Annotated in this window: 22 protein-coding genes and 2 tRNA genes; 14 read left to right on the forward strand and 10 right to left on the reverse strand. The window is 51.6% G+C overall.

Annotation, left to right across the window (positions count from 1 at the left end):
- Positions 1 to 31 precede the first annotated feature (31 nt).
- Positions 32 to 949, forward strand: a complete 918-nt coding sequence (lpxP, locus tag ABU190_RS11200; RefSeq protein WP_041851587.1) for a kdo(2)-lipid IV(A) palmitoleoyltransferase — start codon at positions 32 to 34, stop codon at positions 947 to 949.
- A gap of 183 nt (positions 950 to 1132) precedes the next feature.
- On the opposite strand, the gene ABU190_RS11205 is transcribed toward lpxP, so the two are convergent.
- Entirely contained in the window at positions 1133 to 1300 is a 168-nt protein-coding gene (locus ABU190_RS11205; RefSeq protein WP_271848968.1) for a hypothetical protein, read from the reverse strand.
- A gap of 229 nt (positions 1301 to 1529) precedes the next feature.
- Between ABU190_RS11205 and zinT the strand changes: the two genes are divergently transcribed.
- The 10 genes from zinT (at position 1530) to ABU190_RS11255 (ending at position 11056) form a co-directional block, all read left to right on the forward strand.
- Entirely contained in the window at positions 1530 to 2180 is a 651-nt protein-coding gene (gene zinT, locus ABU190_RS11210; protein ID WP_354691325.1) for a metal-binding protein ZinT, read from the forward strand.
- A 116-nt stretch (positions 2181 to 2296) separates the two neighbouring features.
- The gene (gene leuE, locus ABU190_RS11215; RefSeq protein ID WP_271848966.1) at positions 2297 to 2935 is read left to right on the forward strand and encodes a leucine efflux protein LeuE; all 639 of its coding nucleotides are present in this window, start codon (positions 2297 to 2299) and stop codon (positions 2933 to 2935) included.
- Between the two features lie 506 nt (positions 2936 to 3441).
- A complete protein-coding gene (locus ABU190_RS11220) occupies positions 3442 to 4053 on the forward strand; it encodes a histidine phosphatase family protein (RefSeq protein WP_354691326.1) in 612 nt (203 codons plus the stop codon).
- A 373-nt stretch (positions 4054 to 4426) separates the two neighbouring features.
- Complete coding sequence (gene sufA / locus ABU190_RS11225; protein ID WP_041851582.1) at positions 4427 to 4795, forward strand: Fe-S cluster assembly scaffold SufA; 369 nt, start codon at positions 4427 to 4429, stop codon at positions 4793 to 4795.
- An 8-nt stretch (positions 4796 to 4803) separates the two neighbouring features.
- Entirely contained in the window at positions 4804 to 6288 is a 1485-nt protein-coding gene (sufB, locus tag ABU190_RS11230; protein WP_041851581.1) for a Fe-S cluster assembly protein SufB, read from the forward strand.
- Positions 6289 to 6304: 16 nt separating this feature from the next.
- On the forward strand, positions 6305 to 7051 hold the full coding sequence (gene sufC, locus ABU190_RS11235; protein WP_354691327.1) for a Fe-S cluster assembly ATPase SufC: 747 nt from the start codon (positions 6305 to 6307) through the stop codon (positions 7049 to 7051).
- The gene (gene sufD, locus ABU190_RS11240) at positions 7026 to 8297 is read left to right on the forward strand and encodes a Fe-S cluster assembly protein SufD (protein ID WP_354691328.1); all 1272 of its coding nucleotides are present in this window, start codon (positions 7026 to 7028) and stop codon (positions 8295 to 8297) included. Before sufC ends, sufD begins: the two co-directional genes overlap by 26 nt.
- Positions 8294 to 9514, forward strand: coding sequence for a cysteine desulfurase SufS (sufS, locus tag ABU190_RS11245; protein WP_354691329.1), 1221 nt, complete (start codon positions 8294 to 8296; stop codon positions 9512 to 9514). Before sufD ends, sufS begins: the two co-directional genes overlap by 4 nt.
- Before the next feature lie 13 nt (positions 9515 to 9527).
- A complete protein-coding gene (sufE, locus tag ABU190_RS11250) occupies positions 9528 to 9944 on the forward strand; it encodes a cysteine desulfuration protein SufE (protein ID WP_071195351.1) in 417 nt (138 codons plus the stop codon).
- A gap of 95 nt (positions 9945 to 10039) precedes the next feature.
- The gene (locus ABU190_RS11255) at positions 10040 to 11056 is read left to right on the forward strand and encodes a L,D-transpeptidase family protein (RefSeq protein ID WP_354691330.1); all 1017 of its coding nucleotides are present in this window, start codon (positions 10040 to 10042) and stop codon (positions 11054 to 11056) included.
- A 68-nt stretch (positions 11057 to 11124) separates the two neighbouring features.
- Here the strand turns inward: ABU190_RS11255 and ABU190_RS11260 are convergent, their stop codons facing one another.
- From ABU190_RS11260 to ABU190_RS11270, 3 genes are all read right to left on the reverse strand, one after another.
- Positions 11125 to 11361 carry a major outer membrane lipoprotein gene (locus ABU190_RS11260; RefSeq protein WP_007374746.1) on the reverse strand — a complete coding sequence of 79 codons (237 nt, stop codon included), beginning with the start codon at positions 11359 to 11361 and terminating at the stop codon, positions 11125 to 11127.
- A gap of 308 nt (positions 11362 to 11669) precedes the next feature.
- Positions 11670 to 13082: a pyruvate kinase PykF gene (pykF, locus tag ABU190_RS11265; protein ID WP_041851575.1), complete on the reverse strand. Its 1413-nt coding sequence runs from the start codon at positions 13080 to 13082 to the stop codon at positions 11670 to 11672.
- Positions 13083 to 13578: 496 nt separating this feature from the next.
- Complete coding sequence (locus tag ABU190_RS11270; protein WP_354691331.1) at positions 13579 to 14370, reverse strand: inositol monophosphatase family protein; 792 nt, start codon at positions 14368 to 14370, stop codon at positions 13579 to 13581.
- A gap of 311 nt (positions 14371 to 14681) precedes the next feature.
- On the opposite strand from ABU190_RS11270, the gene ABU190_RS11275 reads away from it, so the two are divergent.
- Positions 14682 to 15737 carry an NAD(P)-dependent alcohol dehydrogenase gene (locus ABU190_RS11275; protein ID WP_041851573.1) on the forward strand — a complete coding sequence of 352 codons (1056 nt, stop codon included), beginning with the start codon at positions 14682 to 14684 and terminating at the stop codon, positions 15735 to 15737.
- An 88-nt stretch (positions 15738 to 15825) separates the two neighbouring features.
- Here the strand turns inward: ABU190_RS11275 and ABU190_RS11280 are convergent.
- From ABU190_RS11280 to mdtK, 5 genes are all read right to left on the reverse strand, one after another.
- Positions 15826 to 15902: transfer RNA gene (locus tag ABU190_RS11280), tRNA-Val, on the reverse strand.
- Positions 15903 to 15912: 10 nt separating this feature from the next.
- Positions 15913 to 15989: transfer RNA gene (locus tag ABU190_RS11285), tRNA-Val, on the reverse strand.
- Between the two features lie 265 nt (positions 15990 to 16254).
- Positions 16255 to 17196 (reverse strand): 2-hydroxyacid dehydrogenase, encoded by a 942-nt coding sequence (locus tag ABU190_RS11290; protein ID WP_354691332.1) that lies wholly within the window; start codon positions 17194 to 17196, stop codon positions 16255 to 16257.
- 149 nt (positions 17197 to 17345) lie between these two features.
- Positions 17346 to 17630, reverse strand: a complete 285-nt coding sequence (locus tag ABU190_RS11295) for a hypothetical protein (protein ID WP_354691333.1) — start codon at positions 17628 to 17630, stop codon at positions 17346 to 17348.
- 118 nt (positions 17631 to 17748) lie between these two features.
- Complete coding sequence (gene mdtK, locus ABU190_RS11300) at positions 17749 to 19122, reverse strand: MdtK family multidrug efflux MATE transporter (protein ID WP_354691334.1); 1374 nt, start codon at positions 19120 to 19122, stop codon at positions 17749 to 17751.
- Positions 19123 to 19608: 486 nt separating this feature from the next.
- Between mdtK and ABU190_RS11305 the strand changes: the two genes are divergently transcribed.
- Both ABU190_RS11305 and ABU190_RS11310 read left to right on the forward strand, forming a co-directional pair.
- On the forward strand, positions 19609 to 20217 hold the full coding sequence (locus tag ABU190_RS11305; protein WP_354691335.1) for a methyltransferase domain-containing protein: 609 nt from the start codon (positions 19609 to 19611) through the stop codon (positions 20215 to 20217).
- Positions 20218 to 20345: 128 nt separating this feature from the next.
- The gene (locus ABU190_RS11310; RefSeq protein ID WP_041851569.1) at positions 20346 to 20987 is read left to right on the forward strand and encodes a riboflavin synthase; all 642 of its coding nucleotides are present in this window, start codon (positions 20346 to 20348) and stop codon (positions 20985 to 20987) included.
- 141 nt (positions 20988 to 21128) lie between these two features.
- On the opposite strand, the gene cfa is transcribed toward ABU190_RS11310, so the two are convergent.
- The gene (cfa, locus tag ABU190_RS11315) at positions 21129 to 22277 is read right to left on the reverse strand and encodes a cyclopropane fatty acyl phospholipid synthase (RefSeq protein ID WP_041851568.1); all 1149 of its coding nucleotides are present in this window, start codon (positions 22275 to 22277) and stop codon (positions 21129 to 21131) included.
- Positions 22278 to 22287 lie beyond the last annotated feature (10 nt).

Consider the following 22287-nt stretch of genomic DNA (forward strand, 5'->3'; position numbering starts at 1 on the left):
GCTACTCCCTACAGGCTTACAGGTAACAATAATGCATTCATCGTTTAAACGGGCGTTTTTACATCCACGCCACTGGGGCACATGGGCCGGGCTTGGCCTGCTCTGGTTGCTCGTTCAACTGCCTTATCCTCTTCTCTCCCGTCTGGGAGAAACCCTCGGGAAATTAGCCCGTCCTTTCCTTAAACGTCGCGAACGTATTGCCCGCCGCAATCTGGAACTTTGCTTTCCAAATATGAGCGATGAACTCCGCGAAGCAATGATTGAGAAAAACTTCATGTCGCTCGGCATGGCGCTGTTTGAAACCGGTATGGCCTGGTTCTGGTCTGATAGCCGGGTGCGCCGCTGGTTCGATGTTGAAGGTTACCAGAACCTTGTTGCCGCACAGGCAAGCCAGCGTGGCGTGATGGTCGTCGGTGTCCATTTTATGTCGCTGGAGCTCGGTGGCCGCGTGATGGGGCTGTGCCAGCCGATGATGGCGACATACCGTCCGCATAACAGTGAGTTGATGGAGTGGGTGCAGACGCGAGGCCGTATGCGTTCCAATAAATCGATGATCGACAGACGTAATCTGAAAGGTCTGGTGAGTGAGCTGAAAAAAGGCGAGGCCGTCTGGTTTGCCCCCGATCAGGATTACGGCAGCAAAGGCAGCACCTTCGCGCCATTTTTCTCTGTCGAAAACGCAGCAACCACCAACGGCACTTATGTGTTGTCCCGTCTTTCCGGAGCTTCAATGTTGACGGTGACCATGGTGCGTAAGGCGGATCGCTCAGGTTATTCGCTGCATATCGGCAAGGCGATGACTGATTACCCGGCGAAAGATGAACACGAAGCCGCAAGCTATATCAATAAAGTCATTGAACGTGAGATTCTGCGAGCGCCGGAACAGTATCTGTGGATCCATCGTCGCTTCAAAACCCGCCCGCCAGGAGAAGCTTCGCTGTACCTGTAATGCCTGCCCCCGGTCGGCGCACTGCCGGCCGGTTACTGGTTCGCAAGAACGGACTCCGCCAGTTTTTCTCCTGACAAAAGACGATATCGTCCCCCATCCATCCACGGTGGACCTGCCGATATTACTTACGAAGCAGTGCACTGCGCCTTTCACGAAACGTCAAATTTTCGCTTCGATGGCGTATTAATCGAGCTCCGGAATCGCCACTTTTTTGAGCTTAATGACGAAGTGATTTTCATGACGGGTAATTTTCGCGCCGTCGTCACAATATTCGGTTGAGAGCTGGAAAAACGCATCCGCGTCAACATCGAACGCCAGTTCGATTTCACTGTACTTCCCTGAGTTAAGCATTTGATAAACTTGCTTTAAGCTGTGTGCTTTGGCTATCGACATGATAAAAGAACCTCAGAAGTGATGACGAAGTGGTTAAAACCTGACCATTGGTTTATAGCAGGCAATGGCGAAATTTCCATCCGATAAGCAGGAGGCAGCACGTAACGTTAACAGGGAAATTTTACATCTTGAATAATGTTATATTATAACATAACATCGTTTCTTTTCGTAAACCGAGGGACGGATTTTGATCAACCATTTTGCAAAAACAACAATAGTTCTGGGGACGCTTTTAGTAAGCGCTAATGCCTTTTCTCATGATCACCATTCGCACGGGAAACCGTTGAGTGAAATAGAGGAAAAAGCGGCGAACGGTGAATTTAACGATAGCGATGTCAGGGACAGAAAGCTGACCGACTGGGACGGTATGTGGCAGTCTCTCTATCCTTACCTGCAAAGCGGCGATCTGGATCCGGTGTTGCGGAAAAAGGCAGAGAAAGACAAGCGTAAATCGTTCGATGAACTGAAAGCGTACTACAGCAAGGGATATGCCACCGATATCGATACAATCGGTATTGAAAATGGGGTGATGGAATTCCATGTCGGCGGCAAGGTGAGTGCCTGTAAATATGATTACGCCGGGCATAAAATCCTGACGTATACCTCCGGTAAGAAGGGCGTGCGTTACCTGTTCGAATGTAAAGATGCCAACAGTAAGGCCCCAAAGTTTGTGCAGTTTAGCGATCACATTATTGCACCGCGTACTTCCACGCATTTCCATATCTTTATGGGTAATACCTCTCAGGAGGCGCTGCTAAAAGAGATGGACAACTGGCCAACTTATTACCCTTATCAGCTTAAAAAAGATCAGATTGTTGATGAGATGCTTCACCATTAACGGAAAATCTGTGCCCGTTTCGGCGGGCCTTTTGCGTCTTCCTGCGCTTTAGTTTCTCTGCCGGCTCTTGTAGCATAAGCCGCTCGTCGGCTTTAACGGTATTTGCAGGAGGCAAAGTGTTTGCCGAATATGGTGTCATCAGTTTTTGGTCTTATTTTATTGGGGCGATTTTCATTATCTTAGTGCCTGGTCCGAACACCTTCTTTGTGCTCAAAACCAGCGTGGCGGGTGGGCTGAAAAATGGCTATGTCGCCGCTGCGGGCGTGTTTATCGGCGATGCGGTGTTGATGTTCCTCGCCTATATGGGGGTGGCAACGCTTATCAAAACAACGCCAGTATTGTTCAATCTGGTTCGCTATCTTGGCGCGTTTTACCTGCTCTGGCTGGGGGTGAAAATGCTCTACAGCGCGCTTTCTCGTAAGGGCAAAAGCGTGAGTGAGCATGAGGTACATAAGGGCGATATCTTCAAGCGTTCGCTGGTACTGAGCCTGACCAACCCGAAAGCGATTTTGTTTTATGTGTCGTTTTTCGTGCAGTTTATCGACATCCATTATACCAACACGGGAATGGCGTTCTTTATCCTGGCCAGTACGCTGGAATTAATTAGCGTCTGTTATTTCAGCTTCCTGATTATCTCCGGGACCTATGTGACACAGTTTGTGAAAACGAAAAAGCGTCTCGCAAAACTCGGCAACTCATTAATTGGTCTTATTTTTGTCGGTTTTGCCGCCCGGCTGGCAACGCTGCAATCCTGAATAGCATTAAGGCCTGTGTTTAACGGGCCTTATTGCAATGTCAAGGCAGGCTCCCGATTCCACTTTTTTGATGCCAGGGCCAGGATTAATAGTCGTCATCGGTATCTTTTAATCGGGACCGGATAACGAGGACAGCGAAGATAATGACAATGGCAATGGCAAGAATGCCCAGGAACCAACGCATGATGACGGCCACTTTGGGTAGAGACACTGTTCGGGCATTTTATCATTATAAGACCTGCGTAATGCATTCATTTCGCGTATGAAAAATATGCATAACTGTGTCTTGTCATTTCGCAATACGGAAGGGCAAACTGTTGACCTGTCGTCGGCGCATCACTGTTCTGCGTCGAATTTTTGCTATCTAGCGCGTCGTCCCGGTACTGTTTTGCTGTGTACAACAACAGCGGTTTTAAAAAACATACTGAATTTCATCATTGCTGCATTGACTGCGAGCATTGATTAAATAACGTCGTTTTCCCAACCCTCACTTTTTGTGGTGTGTGATGAAAATCTATCTGGTCCGCCACGGCGAAACCGTCTGGAATGTTGAAAACAGAATTCAGGGGCACCTTGATAGCCCGGTTACGGAGGTCGGTATCAGGCAGATCTCTGCACTGTGTCGGGATCTGGCAGACAAATCCATTACCTCTATCATCGCTTCGCCTTTGGGCCGTTCAGTGACCGCAGCCAGGCAAATTGCCTCGCACTTAGATTGCCCGCTACACCTCAATCCTGCCCTTGTCGAACGTCATTTCGGCGAGTTAGAAGGCAAACGCATAAGCGAACTGACAGAGAAAGAGCGCGCACAGGCTGAGGCGATGCTTTCCGGCAGTTTGGCTATCGGGCCGCAAAATGGCGAAGCACTACAGGATGCCACCCAAAGAGTCCTTGGCGCGCTGTCAGGCTTGTCGGCCCGGCAAGGCAATGTGTGCGTTGTTTCCCACGGGCACGTTATCCAGTCAGTTATCAATACGCTGGTGGGGAATAATGCCGACCATTTTGAGCGGTATGCGCATTTAAATGGCGCTTATTCAGTTCTGTCCTGCCCGGACAAAGGACTCACCGTAGAGAAATGGGGCATATCGACCCATCTTTTTTCCCGAAGTAGGCAATGAGCATTTGTTCTGCTGGCGGTTAAATGTGCCGTATCACGTTGATTATGCGTTTTGTGATGCAGTTAACTTTCTGATATCAGGAAAAGTTTTCGAAGAACCCTTTTTTAGCTCCCTATCTCAAAAATAGGTATTACCTATACATCTTTTACTGACGCAGACAGACCTTCCTTGCTGCTGAAAATAGCTATTATTTATCAAATCATTAAACAATTTTTCACTTATCTGTAAAGCCTTCGTACAGAGTCTATGCTTATACCATGAGCTTAAAAAACGGGCAGTACACGAATAACCCTTCGGAATAGAGGTTGAAGTGATAATCATTATCACTAACATAGTGTTATGTCCTTCATGATTTATGACGTGAGGTAGAACTATGGAATTGCAATCAGAGACGTTCGACCCGGCAGACTTTTCCTGGCGCGGGCTAACGATGACACCCGCCGCCGCAGAACATATTCGCGGATTAACCCGTAAGCAACCCGACCTGCTGGGGGTCCGGCTGGGCATTAAACAGACCGGGTGCGCAGGTTTTGGTTATGTGCTGGACACCGTCACGCAGCCGGATAAAGACGACCTGCTTTTTGAAAATGAGGGTGCACGACTGTACGTGCCGCTCGCGGCGATGCCATTTATTGACGGCACCGAAGTGGACTATGTGCGCGAAGGTTTAAACCAGTTATTCAAATTTCATAACCCGAAAGCCCAGAATGAATGTGGCTGTGGCGAAAGCTTTGGGGTATAGGCGGTACTATGTCTCGTAATACTGAAGCAACAGATGATGTCAAAACCTGGACCGGGAACCTCAACTATAAAGAGGGCTTTTTTACCCGGCTAACCACTGACGAACTGGCGAAAGGCATTAATGAAGATGTCGTGCGGGCGATTTCAGCCAAACGTAACGAACCTGAATGGATGCTGGAGTTTCGCCTCAGCGCATTTCGCGCCTGGCTCGAGATGGAAGAGCCGCACTGGCTGAAAGCCCATTACGCGAAACTCGATTATCAGGATTACAGCTACTATTCCGCGCCTTCCTGCGGAAGTTGTGATGATACCTGTGCCTCGCAGCCGGGGGCCGTTCAGCAAACTGGCGCAAATTCTTTCCTGACGGACGAAGTGGAAGCGGCATTTAACCAACTGGGCGTGCCGGTCCGTGAAGGGCGCGAAGTGGCGGTCGATGCCATTTTTGACTCCGTCTCTGTTGCCACCACCTACCGGGAAAAACTCTCCGAACAGGGTATTATTTTTTGCTCGTTTGGTGAGGCCATTCATGACCACCCTGAGCTGGTGAAAAAATACCTGGGTACCGTCGTGCCCTCCAATGACAACTTCTTTGCAGCGTTGAATGCGGCGGTCGCCTCTGACGGTACGTTTATCTACATTCCGAAAGGGGTGCGCTGCCCGATGGAATTGTCGACCTATTTCCGCATCAACGCCGAAAAAACCGGGCAGTTCGAACGCACCATTCTGATCGCGGATGAAGGCAGCTACGTGAGCTATATCGAAGGTTGCTCCGCACCCGTGCGCGACAGTTACCAGCTTCATGCGGCCGTGGTAGAAGTCATCATCCATAAAGATGCAGAAGTGAAATATTCTACTGTGCAGAACTGGTTCCCCGGCGATAACAACACTGGCGGTATCCTCAACTTCGTGACCAAGCGTGCGCTGTGCGAAGGCGAGAACAGCAAAATGTCCTGGACACAGTCGGAGACCGGTTCAGCCATCACCTGGAAATACCCCAGTTGCATCCTGCGCGGCGATAACTCCATCGGTGAGTTCTTCTCCGTGGCGCTCACCAGTGGCCACCAGCAGGCGGACACGGGCACCAAGATGATTCACATCGGCAAAAACACCAAATCGACCATTATCTCGAAAGGGATCTCTGCCGGTCATAGCCAGAACAGCTATCGCGGGCTGGTGAAGATCATGCCGAGCGCCACCAACGCCCGTAACTTCACCCAGTGCGACTCCATGCTGATTGGCCCGGATTGCGGGGCGCATACTTTCCCGTATGTGGAGTGTCGCAATAACAGTGCGCAACTGGAGCATGAAGCCACCACTTCACGGATTGGGGAAGATCAACTGTTCTACTGCCTGCAGCGCGGTATCAGCGAAGATGATGCCATTTCAATGATCGTCAATGGATTCTGTAAAGACGTGTTCTCCGAGTTGCCGCTGGAGTTTGCCGTTGAAGCACAAAAATTGCTGGCTATTAGTCTTGAACACAGCGTCGGTTAAGAATTAAGGAATACACATGTTAAGTATTAAAGACCTGCGGGTAAGCGTTGAAGATAAAGAGATTCTGCGTGGCCTGAGCCTGGATGTGCGTCCAGGGGAAGTGCACGCGATTATGGGACCCAACGGTTCCGGCAAAAGTACGCTATCCGCAACGCTGGCAGGACGTGAAGATTATGAAGTTACCGGCGGCAGCGTCGAGTACAAAGGTAAGGATTTGCTCGAACTCTCCCCGGAAGATCGCGCCGGAGAAGGGGTGTTTATGGCTTTCCAGTATCCGGTAGAAATTCCTGGCGTCAGTAACCAATTCTTCCTGCAAACGGCGCTTAACGCCGTGCGCAAATACCGTGAGCAGGACGAGCTGGACCGCTTTGATTTTCAGGACCTGATGGAAGACAAAATCAAGTTGCTCAAAATGCCGGAAGACCTGCTGACGCGCTCGGTTAACGTTGGTTTCTCCGGTGGCGAGAAGAAGCGTAACGATATCCTGCAGATGGCAGTGCTGGAGCCTGATTTGTGCATCCTTGATGAAACCGACTCCGGGCTTGATATTGACGCGCTAAAAATCGTTGCCGATGGCGTTAACGCGCTGCGTGATGATAAGCGCTCTTTCATTATTGTGACGCACTATCAGCGGATCCTGGATTACATCAAGCCGGACTATGTCCACGTGCTGTATCAGGGGCGCATTGTGAAATCCGGTGATTTCACACTGGTTAAGCAACTGGAGGAGCAAGGTTATGGCTGGCTTACAGAACAGCAGTAACGCGCTGCAACAGTGGCATCATCTGTTTGAGCAACAGGGCGGGGCACGCTCAGAGCAAGCGCAACAGCATCTGCAACAAATGCTGCGTTTAGGGCTGCCGACGCGCAAACACGAAAACTGGAAATATACACCGCTCGACGGTTTGCTAAATAGCCAGTTTGTCACCACGGCGGGTGCGTTGAGCGCAAAAGAGTGTGATGCTCTCGCATTGCCGGTTGATGCGCTACGCCTGGTATTTGTGGATGGGTATTACAACGCGACGCTCAGTGACGATATAGCCGGTTCTGGCTTCACCGTGACCATTAACGATGACCGTCAGACTTTGCAGGCCCCGGTGCAGCCGGAGGTATTTTTACACTTAACAGAAAGCCTTGCGCAAAGCATCACTCATATTAGCGTCGGTCGTAATCAGCGGGCGACCAGGCCGCTTCTGCTGATGCATATCACCCAGGGGCTGGGCGGGGCTGAGATGAATACGGCTCATTACCGCCACCATATCTCGCTGGCCGAAGGGGCCGAAGCGACAGTCTACGAGCATTATGTCAGTCTGAATACGCATCGCCATTTCACCGGCGCGCGGCTGACCATGGACGTGGCGGCGAACGCCCAACTGCATCATGTCAAACTGGCTTTTGAAAACCCGGAAAGCTACCACTTTGCGCATAACGACATGCGTCTTGGCGCGGATGCAGCGGCGCACAGTCATAGCTTCCTGCTGGGCGGCGCGGTGTTACGCCACAATACCAGTACTCAACTCAACGGTGAAAATACCACGCTGCGCATGAACAGCCTGGCGATGCCGGTGAAATCAGAAGTGTGTGATACCCGCACCTGGCTTGAGCACAATAAAGGTTATTGCAACAGCCGCCAGTTGCACAAAACCATTGTCAGCGACAAAGGTCGTGCGGTATTCAACGGGCTGATCAACGTTGCGCAACACGCCATCAAAACTGATGGACAGATGACCAACAACAACCTGTTGCTGGGACGACTGGCGGAAGTGGACACCAAACCGCAATTGGAAATCTATGCTGATGACGTGAAATGTAGCCACGGTGCAACGGTCGGTCGTATTGACGATGAACAGATGTTTTACCTGCGCTCGCGTGGCATTGATCAGCAGGCGGCACAGAAGATGATCATTTACGCCTTCGCCGCTGAGCTCACCGAAGCGATCAGCGACGAAGCGCTCAGGCAGCAGGTGCTGGCGCGCATTGGCCAACGCCTTGCAGGAGGCTTAGCATGAGTTTTTCCGTTCACAGCGTACGCGCCGATTTCCCGGTCCTGACGCGTGAAGTTAACGGGGTGCCGCTGGCGTATCTGGACAGTGCAGCCAGCGCGCAAAAACCGAATCAGGTTATTGATGCCGAAGCGGAGTTTTTTCGCCACGGCTATGCGGCGGTGCACAGAGGGATCCATACCCTGAGCGCCGAAGCCACGCAGCGCATGGAACAGGTTCGCACGCAAGTCGCCGGTTTCCTGAACGCCCGGTTACCAGAAGAGTTGGTTTTCGTGCGTGGTACCACCGAAGGCATCAATCTGGTAGCCAACAGTTGGGGCAACAGTCAGGTGCGGGCGGGCGACAATATCATCATCAGCGCCATGGAGCATCACGCGAATATCGTGCCGTGGCAGATGCTGTGTGAGCGCGTCGGAGCTGAGCTGCGCGTCATACCGCTCAATATCGACGGAACATTACAACTCGAGGCGCTGCCTGGCTTGTTTGATGCGCGTACGCGGCTGTTGGCGGTCACACAGGTCTCCAATGTGCTGGGAACTGAAAATCCGGTAGCGGAAATGATAGCGCTGGCCCATCAACATGGCGCGAAAGTGCTGATTGATGGCGCGCAGGCCATCATGCATCACACGGTCGATGTGCAGGCGCTGGATTGCGATTTCTACGTTTTCTCAGGCCATAAACTCTACGGCCCGACGGGGATCGGCGTGCTGTATGTCAAAGAAGACATCTTACAGGCCATGCCGCCATGGGAAGGTGGCGGCACTATGATTGCCACCGTGAGTCTGACCGAAGGGACAACCTATGCCAAAGCGCCGTGGCGTTTCGAAGCGGGTACACCCAATACCGGGGGAATTATTGGTCTGGGGGCCGCTCTCGATTATGTCAGCGGCCTTGGGCTGGACGCGATTGCTCACTATGAGCAGACGCTAATGCGCTATGCCCTGAATGCACTGGCGGATGTGCCCGACTTAACGCTCTATGGCCCGCAGGATCGTCTGGGGGTCATTGCCTTTAACCTCGGCAAACATCATGCCTATGATGTGGGGAGCTTCCTTGATAATTATGGTGTGGCCGTGCGAACAGGGCATCATTGCGCCATGCCGCTGATGGCATTTTATAATGTTCCGGCAATGTGTCGTGCGTCACTGGTGATGTATAACACGGAAGAAGAGGTGGATCGTCTGGTGGCTGGCCTGAAACGTATTCATCAGTTGCTGGGCTAACAGAGAGGCATACATGGCCGTTTTACCCGACAGAGACAAACTACTACGCAATTTTGGGCGCTGTGCCAACTGGGAAGAGAAGTATCTGTACATTATTGAGCTGGGGCAGCGGTTGCCTGCGCTCAGCGACGAGGCGCACAATCCGGAAAACATTATTCAGGGTTGCCAGAGCCAGGTCTGGATTATCATGCACCGTAATGACGAAGGCGTGATTGAGCTGGCTGGCGATAGTGATGCAGCCATCGTCAAAGGGCTTATTGCCATTGTGTTCATTCTTTACCAGCAGATGACCGCGCAGGACATCCTGGCGTTCGATGTGCGCCCGTGGTTTGAAAAGATGTCTTTGACTCAACACCTTACCCCGTCCCGTTCTCAGGGGCTGGAAGCGATGATTCGCGCAATTCGCTCCAAAGCCGCCAACATTAGCTAAACTAAATAGACAGCTTTCATCCTGTTACGCGAGGTGCATCCGCGCCTCGTTGGTTATTCAGCTTTCGGCCTCTGCCGTGATACAGGACATCCAGTATGAAACGCGCGTCTACTATAACATTGTCTCTTATTGGCGCTTTTAGCGCTATTCAGATGGCCTGGGCTGTGGATTATCCGCTCCCACCGGCCGGAAGTCGTCTTATCGGTCAAAACCAGACTTATACCGTTCAGGAGAGCGATAAAAATCTGCAGGCCATCGCCCGGCACTTTGATACGGCGGCAATGCTGATTATCGAAGCCAATAACACTATCGCACCGGTACCCAGAGCGGGTACGGTCGTCACCATTCCGTCGCAAATGCTGCTGCCAGATACGCCACGGGACGGGATCGTCGTTAACCTTGCTGAATTGCGGTTGTATTATTATCCACCCGGCAAAGATATCGTTCAGGTCTTCCCGCTGGGGATTGGTCAGCAGGGGCTTGAAACGCCGGTCACAACCACCCGTATCAGCCAGAAGATCCCCAACCCGACCTGGACGCCTACCGCAGGCATCCGCGCGCGTTCGCTGGCGCAAGGCATTGAATTGCCCGCTGTGGTACCCGCCGGGCCAAATAACCCGCTGGGGCGCTATGCGCTGCGTCTGGGGATAGGCAACGGCGAATACCTCATCCATGGTACCAGTGCGCCTGACAGCGTAGGGCTCCGTGTCAGTTCAGGGTGCATGCGGATGAACGCTGCGGATATTCAGTCACTGTTCTCACAGGTTAATACCGGTACGCGGGTCACCATTCTTAACGAGCCGGTCAAATACGCCGTAGAACCCGATGGACGCCACTATATCGAGGTACATCGACCTCTGTCGCAGAACGTCGGGGAGAATACACAGACGCTGCCTATCTCGTTCCCGGCAAATCTGGCGAGTACTATTGAGCAGGGCGGTGGTGACAGGACGCTGATAGACAAAGCGTTATACCGACGTGCGGGTTATCCCGTCGCCATTCCGGCGAACAAAAGCGGCAAGGTAACAACGGAAAGCGTTGTATCGGCACAGAATCGTGATGCCAGTGCAGATGTGAATACGGAAGAAAGCGGGAAGACCGTGATGCAGTAAAAACAGGGAAGGGTAAATCGCAGATAAAAAAATGGCGCACAATGTGCGCCATTTCATCACAGGTACTCTTACTTACGGTAAGAATGAGCCTGGTTATCCAGACGCTGGTTAGCGCGAGCTGCGTCGTCTTTAGCAGCCTGAACGTCGGAACGGATTGCGTTCACGTCGTTGCTCAGCTGGTCAACTTTAGCGTTCAGAGTCTGAACGTCAGAAGACAGCTGATCGATTTTAGCGTTGCTGGAGCAACCAGCCAGCAGAGTAGAACCCAGGATTACCGCGCCCAGTACCAGTTTAGTACGATTCATTATAAATACCCTCTAGATTGAGTTAATCTCCATGTAGCGTTACAAGTATTACACAAAGTTTTTTATGTTGAGAATATTTTTTTGATGGGAATCCACTTAAATTTGATCGTTCGCTCAAAGAAACACCGACTTTGTATAAAACGTTAAAAAAAGTGTGATAAAACAGCAAGCTTCCATCGGATTCATCTTAGATAATAAGCAGTTTAAATAGTGAATTCCGATTTGCTTTTTTATTCGAGGTGACTTCTGATATATAAAAAAAGCGCCCGAAGGCGCTTTTTTAAACACGAATATTCGTCCGGGTATTATTACAGGACGTGTACAGATGCCGTGTTGGTGGTGCCGCTGGAGACCAGTGCGCCGGAAACCATGACCACAACATCGCCTTTCTGCGCCAGACCGCTTTGTACGGCCAGCTCTTTGCCCAGGCGGTAGAAATCATCAGTAGAGGCGATTTCTTCAACCAGTTGTGCGACAACGCCTTTGCTCAGTACCAACTGACGTGCGGTGGTTTCGTTAGTGGTCAGCGCCAGGATGGTGGCATCCGGGAAGTATTTACGTACTGCACGTGCAGATTTACCGCCCTGGGTTGCAACCACGATCAGCGGGGCATCCAGTTTTTCAGCCGTTTCAACCGCACCACGGCACACCGCTTCGGTGATACGCAGTTTACGGCTGTCGTTGTTGAAATCCAGACGGCTGGTCATGACGCGATCGGTACGTTCGCAGATGGTCGCCATGATGGTCACAGCTTCCAGCGGGTACTTACCTTTTGCGGATTCACCAGACAGCATGACTGCGTCGGTGCCATCGAGGATGGCGTTCGCCACGTCGCCTGCTTCCGCACGGGTCGGACGCGGGTTCTTGATCATAGAGTCCAGCATCTGGGTCGCGGTGATAACCACTTTACGCGCGCGGATACATTTCTCGATCATCATCTTCTGCGCGAAGATCACTTCTTCAACCGGAATTTCTACGCCCAGGTCACCACGCGCAACCATGATGCCGTCAGAGGCTTCGAGGATTTCGTCGAAGTTATTCAGGCCTTCCTGGTTTTCGATTTTGGAGATGATCTGGATGTTCTCGCCGCCGTGCGCTTTCAGGTGCTGACGAATTTCTTCCACATCAGAACGCTTACGGATGAAAGAGGCAGCAACAAAGTCAACGCCTTGTTCGCAGCCGAAGATCAGGTCTTGTTTATCTTTTTCAGCCAGCGCTGGCAGAGCGATGGATACGCCTGGCAGGTTAACGCCTTTGTTTTCGCCCAGGTCACCGTTGTTCAGTACTTTACAGATGACTTTGTTGCCTTCGATGGCGGTGACTTCCATGCCGATCAGGCCGTCGTCGACCAGTACCGTGTTACCAACCTGCAGATCGCTGGTGAAACCTTCGTAGGTTACTGCAACGGTTTCCGTGTTGCCGATAACCGTTTTGTCGGTGGTGAAGGTGAAAGTCTGGCCCGCTTTCAGCGAAACATCGTTACCGCCTTCGAGTTTGATTGTGCGGATTTCCGGACCTTTAGTGTCCAGCAGAATCGCCGCTTTTTTACCGGTTTTGCTCATTACGTTGCGCAAGTTCTGGATGCGCTGGCCGTGCTCAGCATAGTCACCGTGAGAGAAGTTCAGACGCATTACGTTCATTCCTGCATCCAGCATTTTTGCTAACATCTCTTCGGATTCGGTTTTCGGACCGATGGTGCAAACAATTTTGGTCTTTTTCATGACAGTCTTAGTCTTTAAGTTGAGAAGGATATGGAAATCACGCTCCGGTTAGTGCGAAGCTTCGGAGTCAAACCTGTGTTGCGAAAGTTGCGATGCCACAGCCTAAGGATAGGTGACATCAAAAAAGCGTGCAGAGTAATGTGTGCCTGTGTTTCAGCCCAGCCGGGAAAGTCATAATGTAATGGTTGAGTTTTACAGTTCAATGAGCTGAAACCATTCAAGAGTGAATAGAATGCCATTATACGACGAAAATCGGGCAAAAGGAAAATGAAAACGCTGTTTCAAAAATCATCTGGGCAGTTTCACAACGAAGTGTTATCAACGTGTTAAGTTATCACAGAATTGAATTTGCCTTGTTGACGTGAAACTAAAACCTTTGCCCACAAAAAGGCAAAGGTTCAGCAAAGGATACGGACAATGCAACTATCGACTTATGCTAACAAATTTGAAACAAATACTCAGGCGTTCGGCATACGATGGCCACAGCTTAACCGATTTAGCTATGAAGCAGTTTCAGCGCATGAGCATGAACCTCGGGGCAACCCGCCGCCAGAATATGCCCGCCCGCCTCAGGACGACCACCGCTTAAAGTGGTTACGACGCCGCCTGCCTGCTCAATAATAGGGATTAACGCCACAATATCATAGGGTTGTAGGGAGTATTCCAGGCAGAGATCAATCTGTCCGGCAGCCAGCATCGCCATGGCATAGCACTCCCCACCGTAACGTGTCATTAGTGCGGCATCATCCAGCGCAGCAAAATTAACCTCCGGGAAACGGGAAACAGGCTCAGGCGAGGTGATATGCAAAATCGCCTGATCCAAAGAGAGTCCTTTTCGGGTGTTCAGTGGAGCGGTTCCCTGTGGGCCACTGCGCCAGGCCTGCCTGCCATCTGCCCAAAAACGTTCACCGGTAAACGGTTGGCTCATCATGCCCAGATGCCCACGGCCTTCAACGGTCAGACCAATGAGCGTTCCCCATACCGGAATACCACACAGGAACGGCCGGGTACCGTCAACGGGATCCAGCACCCACTGTAACGGCCCGCGTCCGGTAATCCCGAATTCTTCGCCCATAATTGAATGGTCAGGATAGCGGGCGTCAATGATGGCGCGAATGGCGCGTTCAGCTTCACGGTCAGCATCGGTCACAGGATCAAAGCGATAACCCTCTTTCGGTTTTGTGTTTACATGCAGATTTAACTGCGAGCGAAAACGCGGCAATGTCTGTTTGTCTGCCGCATCAGCAAGCTCATGCAAAAAAGCGATGTCGGGTACAGCGTGGTTCATGATTGAGTCCTCATCAACGAAATTAGCGTCAGTCTTCCATGCTCGTTATTGCTCGATTGTGCATTTTTACTGATTTTTCTTCAAATAATTCTGATGGGTTTGTTGCGCAATCAATAGAGCCATGAAGTTGCTCGAAATAAAGTGAACATGATCGAGCGTATAGGTTCTTACGGTCTCACCGTTACCGGATGACAGAAAGTGCAAAGCACAGGACATACAGGCAATGGATACTCAAACACCAGACGTCGTGGACGTATGTATCGTCTCAGGACGAATCCTTGTCAATTATGTCAGAACCCGGAGTGATAAAGATGACGATAAAAGTACTTGGCTATGCCGCACAATCGAGTAAGGCTCCCCTTGCTCCGCACTATTTTGAGCGTCGGGATCCCAGAGCGGATGATGTGGTTATCGATATTCTGTATTGCGGCGTGTGCCACTCAGACTTACACCAGGCGCGCAACGACTGGGGGTTTAGCCAGTATCCCCTGGTGCCGGGGCATGAGATCGTCGGCCGCGTCACCCGCGTAGGTCCGGGCGTGAGTAAATTTAAGGCCGGAGATTTAGTGGGGATCGGTTGCATGGTGGATTCCTGCCGTGAGTGTTCCTCCTGTAAGCAGGGGCTTGAACAATATTGCGAAGAGGGCAACATTCAGACGTACAACGGCATTGACCGCCATGACCACATGCCGACCTACGGCGGTTATTCGCGCTCTATTATCTGTAGTGAAGATTTCGTGTTGCGCATCCCGGAAAACCTGGATGTACAGGCCGTTGCGCCGTTACTTTGCGCGGGCATTACCACCTGGTCGCCGTTGCGTCGTTGGGGCGTAAAAGCCGGCAGCAAGGTCGCCGTCATTGGTCTGGGCGGGTTAGGGCATATGGCGCTGAAACTGGCGCATGCGATGGGGGCGGAAGTCACGTTGTTCACCCGCTCACCGGGCAAAGAGGCGGATGCGCGGCAACTGGGTGCGCAACACGTGGTGCTCTCGACCGATCCGCAACAGATGGACGCCGTGAAAGGGCAGTTTGAGCTGATTATCGACACCGTACCTTATGCTCATGATATCAATCCGTATATGCCAACACTGACGCTGGACGGCACACTGGTATTCGTTGGACTGTTAGGCGATATTGAACCGGCGGTCAGTACATTACCGATGATTCTGGGGCGTCGTTCTGTATCCGGTTCGTGTATCGGCGGCATTGCCGAAACACAGGAGATGCTCGATTTCTGCGGTAAGCACAATATCACGGCGGATTCAGAGGTGATTCGCATGGACCAGATCAACGATGCCTTTGAACGTTTGCTGAAAAGCGATGTGAAATACCGCTTCGTGATCGATATGCAGACGCTGGTGGAATAAGGTCATACTAAAGGCTTCGGTCAACGCTGGAGCCTTTTTTGAAAGCTGATAAATAAGAGAGAAGAAAAAAACAGAAGAAACGCTTGAATGGTGCGTCCGAGTGGACTCGAACCACCGACCCCCACCATGTCAAGGTGGTGCTCTAACCAACTGAGCTACGGACGCACTAAAGAGATGGTGCGTTCAATTGGACTCGAACCAACGACCCCCACCATGTCAAGGTGGTGCTCTAACCAACTGAGCTATGAACGCATTGTTGTGCCTGACAACGGGGACGAATATTAGCGGCAGCCTTGTGATGTGGCAAGAAGAAAATCGCTATTTTCTACCGGAATGCGCCCGACTGCGGAACTTTTATACATGAACGGCATATTTCACTGATGTTAAAGGATAATGATTGAGCAGAATGCATTTCCGAAGCATTGCTTTGACGATTATCCGCACAGTACGTGAGTTTGCGTCTTCCCTCTGGCCTGCATTTTAGGGCGCAAAAACCGCAATGCACCATGCCCTTCGCTTAACGGACAGGGGTAAGCACCGGTTGACCTGTAAAATAGGCCTGCAGGTTATCTAACACTAATTTGATTGTGGCTTCTGCCGCCTCAGGTGAGCGCCCGGCAATGTGTGGAGTGATAATCACATTCTCCTGTGCGCTTAGCTCCGCAGGGACGTTCGGCTCGCCCTCCACAACATCCAGTGCGGCTCCGCCAATACGTCCCTTTTTCAGGGCATCAATGAGCGCCGCCGTATCGACCACGCTGCCTCTGGCGATATTGATGAGAAAACCCTCCGGCCCAAGCGCATTTAGCACCGTATCATCCACGAGGTGCCTGGTCATAGCGCCGCCAGGAGTGGCGACCACCAGAAAGTCTGCCCACTGCGCGAGTGTGACAGGCGACGGGAGATAATGCCAGGCGGAATCGGCACGCGGTGTGCGGCTGTGATATGCCACCGACATACCAAAACCGGCAGAACCGCGCCGTGCTATCTGCTCACCGATATTCCCCAGACCTAAAATCCCCAATCTCTTGCCGGAGACCATCGGTCGCAATTGCCGGGACGCTGCCCATTCACCGCGCCTGGCCGCCGCATCAGATTGAACAATTCCCCGCGCGATTGTCATCAGCAGTGCCATCGCATGATCGGCGACGGAAGTATCATTGGTCCCCGGTCCATGGGTGATGGTGATATTTCGCGCTTTTGCAGCCGATACATCAATATTTTCATACCCGGCACCCAGCGCGCAGATGATGTCGAGTTTCGGGAGTGCCGTTATCGCGGAGGCATTGAGGCCGGTTGAACCGTTGGTGAGGACGGCACGGATGCGCTCGCCGTCGTGTTCTACAACCTTCACGCGATCCGACGCTGTGGGGGCATAGTGTATTTCAAAGCCCGCAGCGGCAAGCCGGGAAAGGTGCTCTGATGCAAGTTCAATCGTAACAAGTAAAAGGATCGACATAACGGTGCCTTCGTATACTCAATTGACTTTAAGGGGAGGGTTAACGCATTCAGGAATCTGCGGGAGATATATAGCCTGAGAATGATCCTCATGCTGCACAAAAGCAAGCGACGGCCGGGGCTGTCGCAAGGCAATTGTGTGACAAAAAATCAGGTGAGATAAAACAGATGAATCAGAACCGCGCCAATCAGCAGCCAGCAGGGAAGCGAGAAATAAAAGACGCTTTTATTGTCACGTTCACTTTTCATGACGAGCAACACCGCAAATGCGATGACCAGTAGCGCGATAAAGACGAGTGTGAGTGGCTGGCTGACGGCAATCATCTTCAGTGCGACAAACAGAAGCAGAGTGGAGGCAATGGTAAAAAGCTTGATTTTTCGCGTGAAAGCCACGCAACCTACAACAAAGTAAACTAACGCAACAATGCCAGCCATTAGGCACTCCTTTTGCTGAATCTCTCTCGTTTCACCAGGATGTTTTGCATATTTTCACGCATTGAAAACCGGTCGCCTGGCAAGAAAATGTAGCCGCCCGATGACGGCTACGCTGATATTAACGCGCGGCGCGCTGCAAAATGATGGACGATGGCTGGCGCTGCAGGAAACGCATTCTGAGCATCATCAGAATAGCTGCCGACGTCAGCCCAATGATAAAGCCCATCCAGAATCCCGCCGGGCCCATCCGATCAACCACCAGGTCGGTTAACGCCAGTATATAACCTGCCGGTAAACCCAGAACCCAGTAGGCGGTAAAGGTAATAAAGAAGATAGAACGTGTATCTTTATAACCACGCAGAATCCCGCTGCCGATAACCTGAATCGAATCGGAAATCTGGTACAAACCGGCCAGCAGCATTAATTGTGAGGCCAGCGTGACGACCTCAGGATTGTCGTTATAAAGCAGCGCAATATGTTCACGCAGCGCAACGGTAAAGATAGCGGTCAGTACTGCCATGCATACCCCCACGCCAAGACCGGTATGTGCGGCTGTTTGCGCGTCAAGCGTGGACCCTTGCCCCAGGCGGAAGCCGACACGGATTGTGACGGCGGCGGCAAGCGACATCGGCATCACGAACATCAGCGAGCTAAAATTGAGGGCGATCTGATGACCTGCCACATCCACAATGCCCAGCGGCGATACCAGCAGGGCCACAACGGCAAACAGGGTTACTTCAAAAAAGAGCGCCAGCGCGATAGGCAGACCAAGCTGTACCAGCCGTTTCAGAACGCTCAAATCCGGTTTGCCAGAATGCGTTTCATTGCGAATGTCGCGCATGGACCCCGCCCGTTTAACGTACGAGAGCATGGCGACAAACATCACCCAGTAGACCGATGCCGTTGCCACGCCGCAACCCACACCGCCCAGCTCCGGCATGCCGAAATGACCATAAATAAAGATGTAGTTAACGGGAATATTCACCAGCAGGCCGAGAAAACCCATCACCATGCCGGGTTTGGTTTTCGCCAGCCCCTCGCACTGATTACGTGCAACCTGAAAGAACAGGTAGCCCGGCGCACCCCACAGCAGGGCGCGCAAATAGCCCACGGCTTTATCCGCCAGTTGCGGATCGATGTCATGCATGGCGTGAATGATATACCCGGCATTCCACAGCACGATCATTATCAGAATCGACACCGCCGCGGCCAGCCAGAAACCCTGACGTACCTGATGCGCAATACGCTCGCGACGACCGGAGCCGTTAAGTTGCGCCACCGTCGGGGTCAGTGCCAGCAACAGTCCATGACCAAAAAGGATGGCGGGCAGCCAGATAGAGGTCCCAATGGCGACTGCAGCCATATCGGTGGCGCTGTAACCGCCAGCCATAACCGTATCAACGAACCCCATTGCGGTTTGGGCGACCTGCGCGAGGATCACCGGGATAGCCAGGGCTAGCAACTGGCGCGCTTCTGTAAAGTACTTCTGCACTGAAAACACCTTGGTATAGTTGTTATATGCGATGAATGTTTAATTCATTAAAAATATAGATGTGTCTTCTGGTCCGGGACACTGCGGGGATGGTCAGAAATCCAGCATAGGGTTAAGCATTGCGATCAAATCCTTGTTCATCTTGCTTTTCAGTTTGAGTAAACCAGTCAGGCGATCATGCCCATCGGGTCAGTTGTGAATAAAGGAAAGGCGCCGGGGAAAACCAGCACGAAAAAAGCGTCGGGGTACGGTAACGCGTGCCCGAAAAAGTATCGTCGTCTCCCGTCAGTGCCGGGATGTTAACGCGAAGCGGTTGTTTCTTTATTCTATTATCAGAGTTACAGGCAAATCTTACAGCTTGTTGCACATTTTTGCCACGTTAACGATAAGTGAACGTTATCAGTCCCACTGTTTTTGGCAGGGGAGTACTGTATATCAGTTTCCTTACCCTTTATGTCCAACATTAAAAAAGAGAGGCTGAACATCATGGAATCTGACGCGGCAAAGCAAATACTTTCGCTCTACGAAAAGCATGCTGAAGAGTTCGCCAGGCAGCGCTCTCGTCAGCTATTTGAAAAAAAATGGCTCGACAAATTTATACAGCTACTCCGGCCGGGCGGGCATATTCTGGATATCGGCTGCGGAAACGGAAAACCCATTGCTGAGTATTTTATTGGCAGCGGCTTTACGCTCACGGGCGTGGACGGTTCAGCGGCGATGATTGCGCAGGCGCAGGCGGATTTCCCGACGCAACGCTGGATCCATCGTGACATGCGGCATCTGGCGATGGATGAGACCTTTGATGGTCTGATAGCCTGGGACAGCTTTTTCCATCTGACACAGAACGATCAACGCGCCATGTTTCCCCTTTTTGCAGCACTTAGCCACCCGGTAAGCGTATTAATGTTTACCAGCGGCACGTCGAATGGTACAGCAATGGGGACATTTGCCGGCGAGCCGCTGTATCACGCGAGCCTCGCGCCTGAGGAATACCGGCAGATCCTGGCACAGCACGGGTTCACCGTTGTTGATGTACAGTTTGAGGATCCGGAGTGCGGTTATCACTCTATCTGGCTGTGTAAGAAGGTGAATTGAGATTATCGTGTGGTTTTATACCTCCCTTGCCATCATCCGCCCCGCGAGGCTGGCAACATGATTTTCCTCCTGTTATTGTGCGTTTTAGAAAACGGCGGTGCCGTAAATGACATACAGGAGTGGTAGGCATGTTTACTGGTATTGTACAGGGCACGGCAAAACTGGTGTCCATCGATGATAAGCCCAATTTCCGAACTCACGTCGTCGAGCTACCGGATCATATGCTGGAAGGGCTTGAAACCGGGGCGTCGGTGGCAAACAACGGTTGCTGCCTGACGGTCACGGAGATTAATGGCAGCCATATCAGTTTTGATTTGATGAAAGAGACGTTGCGCATCACCAATCTGGGTGAGCTGGCGGTCGGCGATGCGGTAAACGTTGAGCGCGCGGCAAAATTCAGCGATGAAATTGGCGGGCATTTAATGTCGGGCCATATTATGACCACCGCGGAAATCGTTAAAATCCTGACCTCCGAAAATAACCGTCAGATTTGGTTCAAGGTACAGGATCCGGCGCTGATGAAATACATCCTTTATAAAGGCTTTATTGGGATTGATGGCATCAGCCTGACGGTGGGCGAAGTGACGCCAACCCGTTTCTGCGTGCATCTGATCCCGGAAACGTTGCAGCGCACCACGCTTGGCAGTAAAAAATTGGGTCATCGCGTGAACATCGAAATTGATCCGCAAACACAGGCGGTTGTCGACACGGTTGAACGCGTTCTGGCGGCCAAAGAGGCAGCGGCTGCTGTTGTCAGTAACGACGAATAATCCCGCGAAAAAAAATGAGCTAATAAGGGAGAATATGAAAGGTATTCTCCTTTTTTATGCCAGCAGAAAAGGGTGGGGCGCTGGTTGAGAAGCTGCACGGTCTGACAGAAAGAAAAAACCCCGCAAAAGCGGGGTGGGCTGTTAGCGTGCTACGCGAAGTCCATGTTCAATACCCCGGCTGAATACCACCTGCCAGAGTTGAATATCCCGCGCACGGAAAGCGCCTGCGCAGGCGTTAAGGTAGTAACTGAACATACGTTTAAACCGTTCGGAATAGTTATCGGCGATTTCTGGCCAACTGGCGAGGAATCGTTCATACCAGGCCATTAATGTTTTATCGTAGTCTGCGCCGAAATTATGCCAGTCTTCCATCACGAAATGGGACTCACTGGCATTCGCTATCTGCCGCACTGACGGAAGGCAGCCATTGGGGAAGATATAACGGTCAATCCAGGGATCCACATTATGATCGGTTCGCCGTGAACCGATGGTATGTAGCAGGAAAAGACCATCCGGTTTGAGGTTACGATCAACGACGGTAAAGTAGGTGTCGTAATTTTTAGGACCGACATGTTCGAACATACCAACAGAGACGATGCGGTCGAACTGATCGTTCAAATCGCGGTAATCTTGCAGGCGAATATCGACATCCAGCCCCAGACAACGCTGTTGCGCGTGTTTTTGTTGCTCGGCAGAAATAGTGACACCCACGACGCTGACCGCGTAGTTTTGCGCCATAAATTGCGCCAGACCGCCCCAACCGCAGCCAATGTCCAGCACGCGCATCCCTGGCTTGAGCTGAAGTTTTTCGCAAATCAGGCGTAATTTGGCGATCTGCGCGTCTTCAAGGCGCTCAGCATCTTTCCAGTAGGCGCAAGAGTATTGCATCTGCGGGTCCAGCATGCGGGTAAAAAGATCGTTACCCAAGTCGTAATGCTCCTTCCCGACGATCCATGCGCGTTTTTTGGATTGCAGATTAAATAATCTTGCCCCGGCGATACGAAGGGTATCTTTCAAATGGCGCGGAAGCTGTTTTTCCAGCCCGGCGCGCAAGACTTTCGTAAAAAACACATCCAGCCGGTCACATTCCCACCAGCCGTCCATATAACTTTCCCCCAGTCCGAGCGACCCCTCCTGCAAAACACGTTTAAAAAAATCAGGGTTTTTAACCTGAATATCAGATGCCGACGGTCCATTAACCTGGATACCGGCGCGGCTCAGCAACTCGTTTGCGATACGGAACCAGTTATCATCCCGTACGCTAACCTCTTCTATACACGATGAACTCATAACTTCTCCA

The sequence above is a fragment of the Phytobacter sp. RSE-02 genome, from assembly GCF_040578655.1.
Taxonomy (GTDB): Bacteria; Pseudomonadota; Gammaproteobacteria; order Enterobacterales; family Enterobacteriaceae; genus Phytobacter; species Phytobacter diazotrophicus.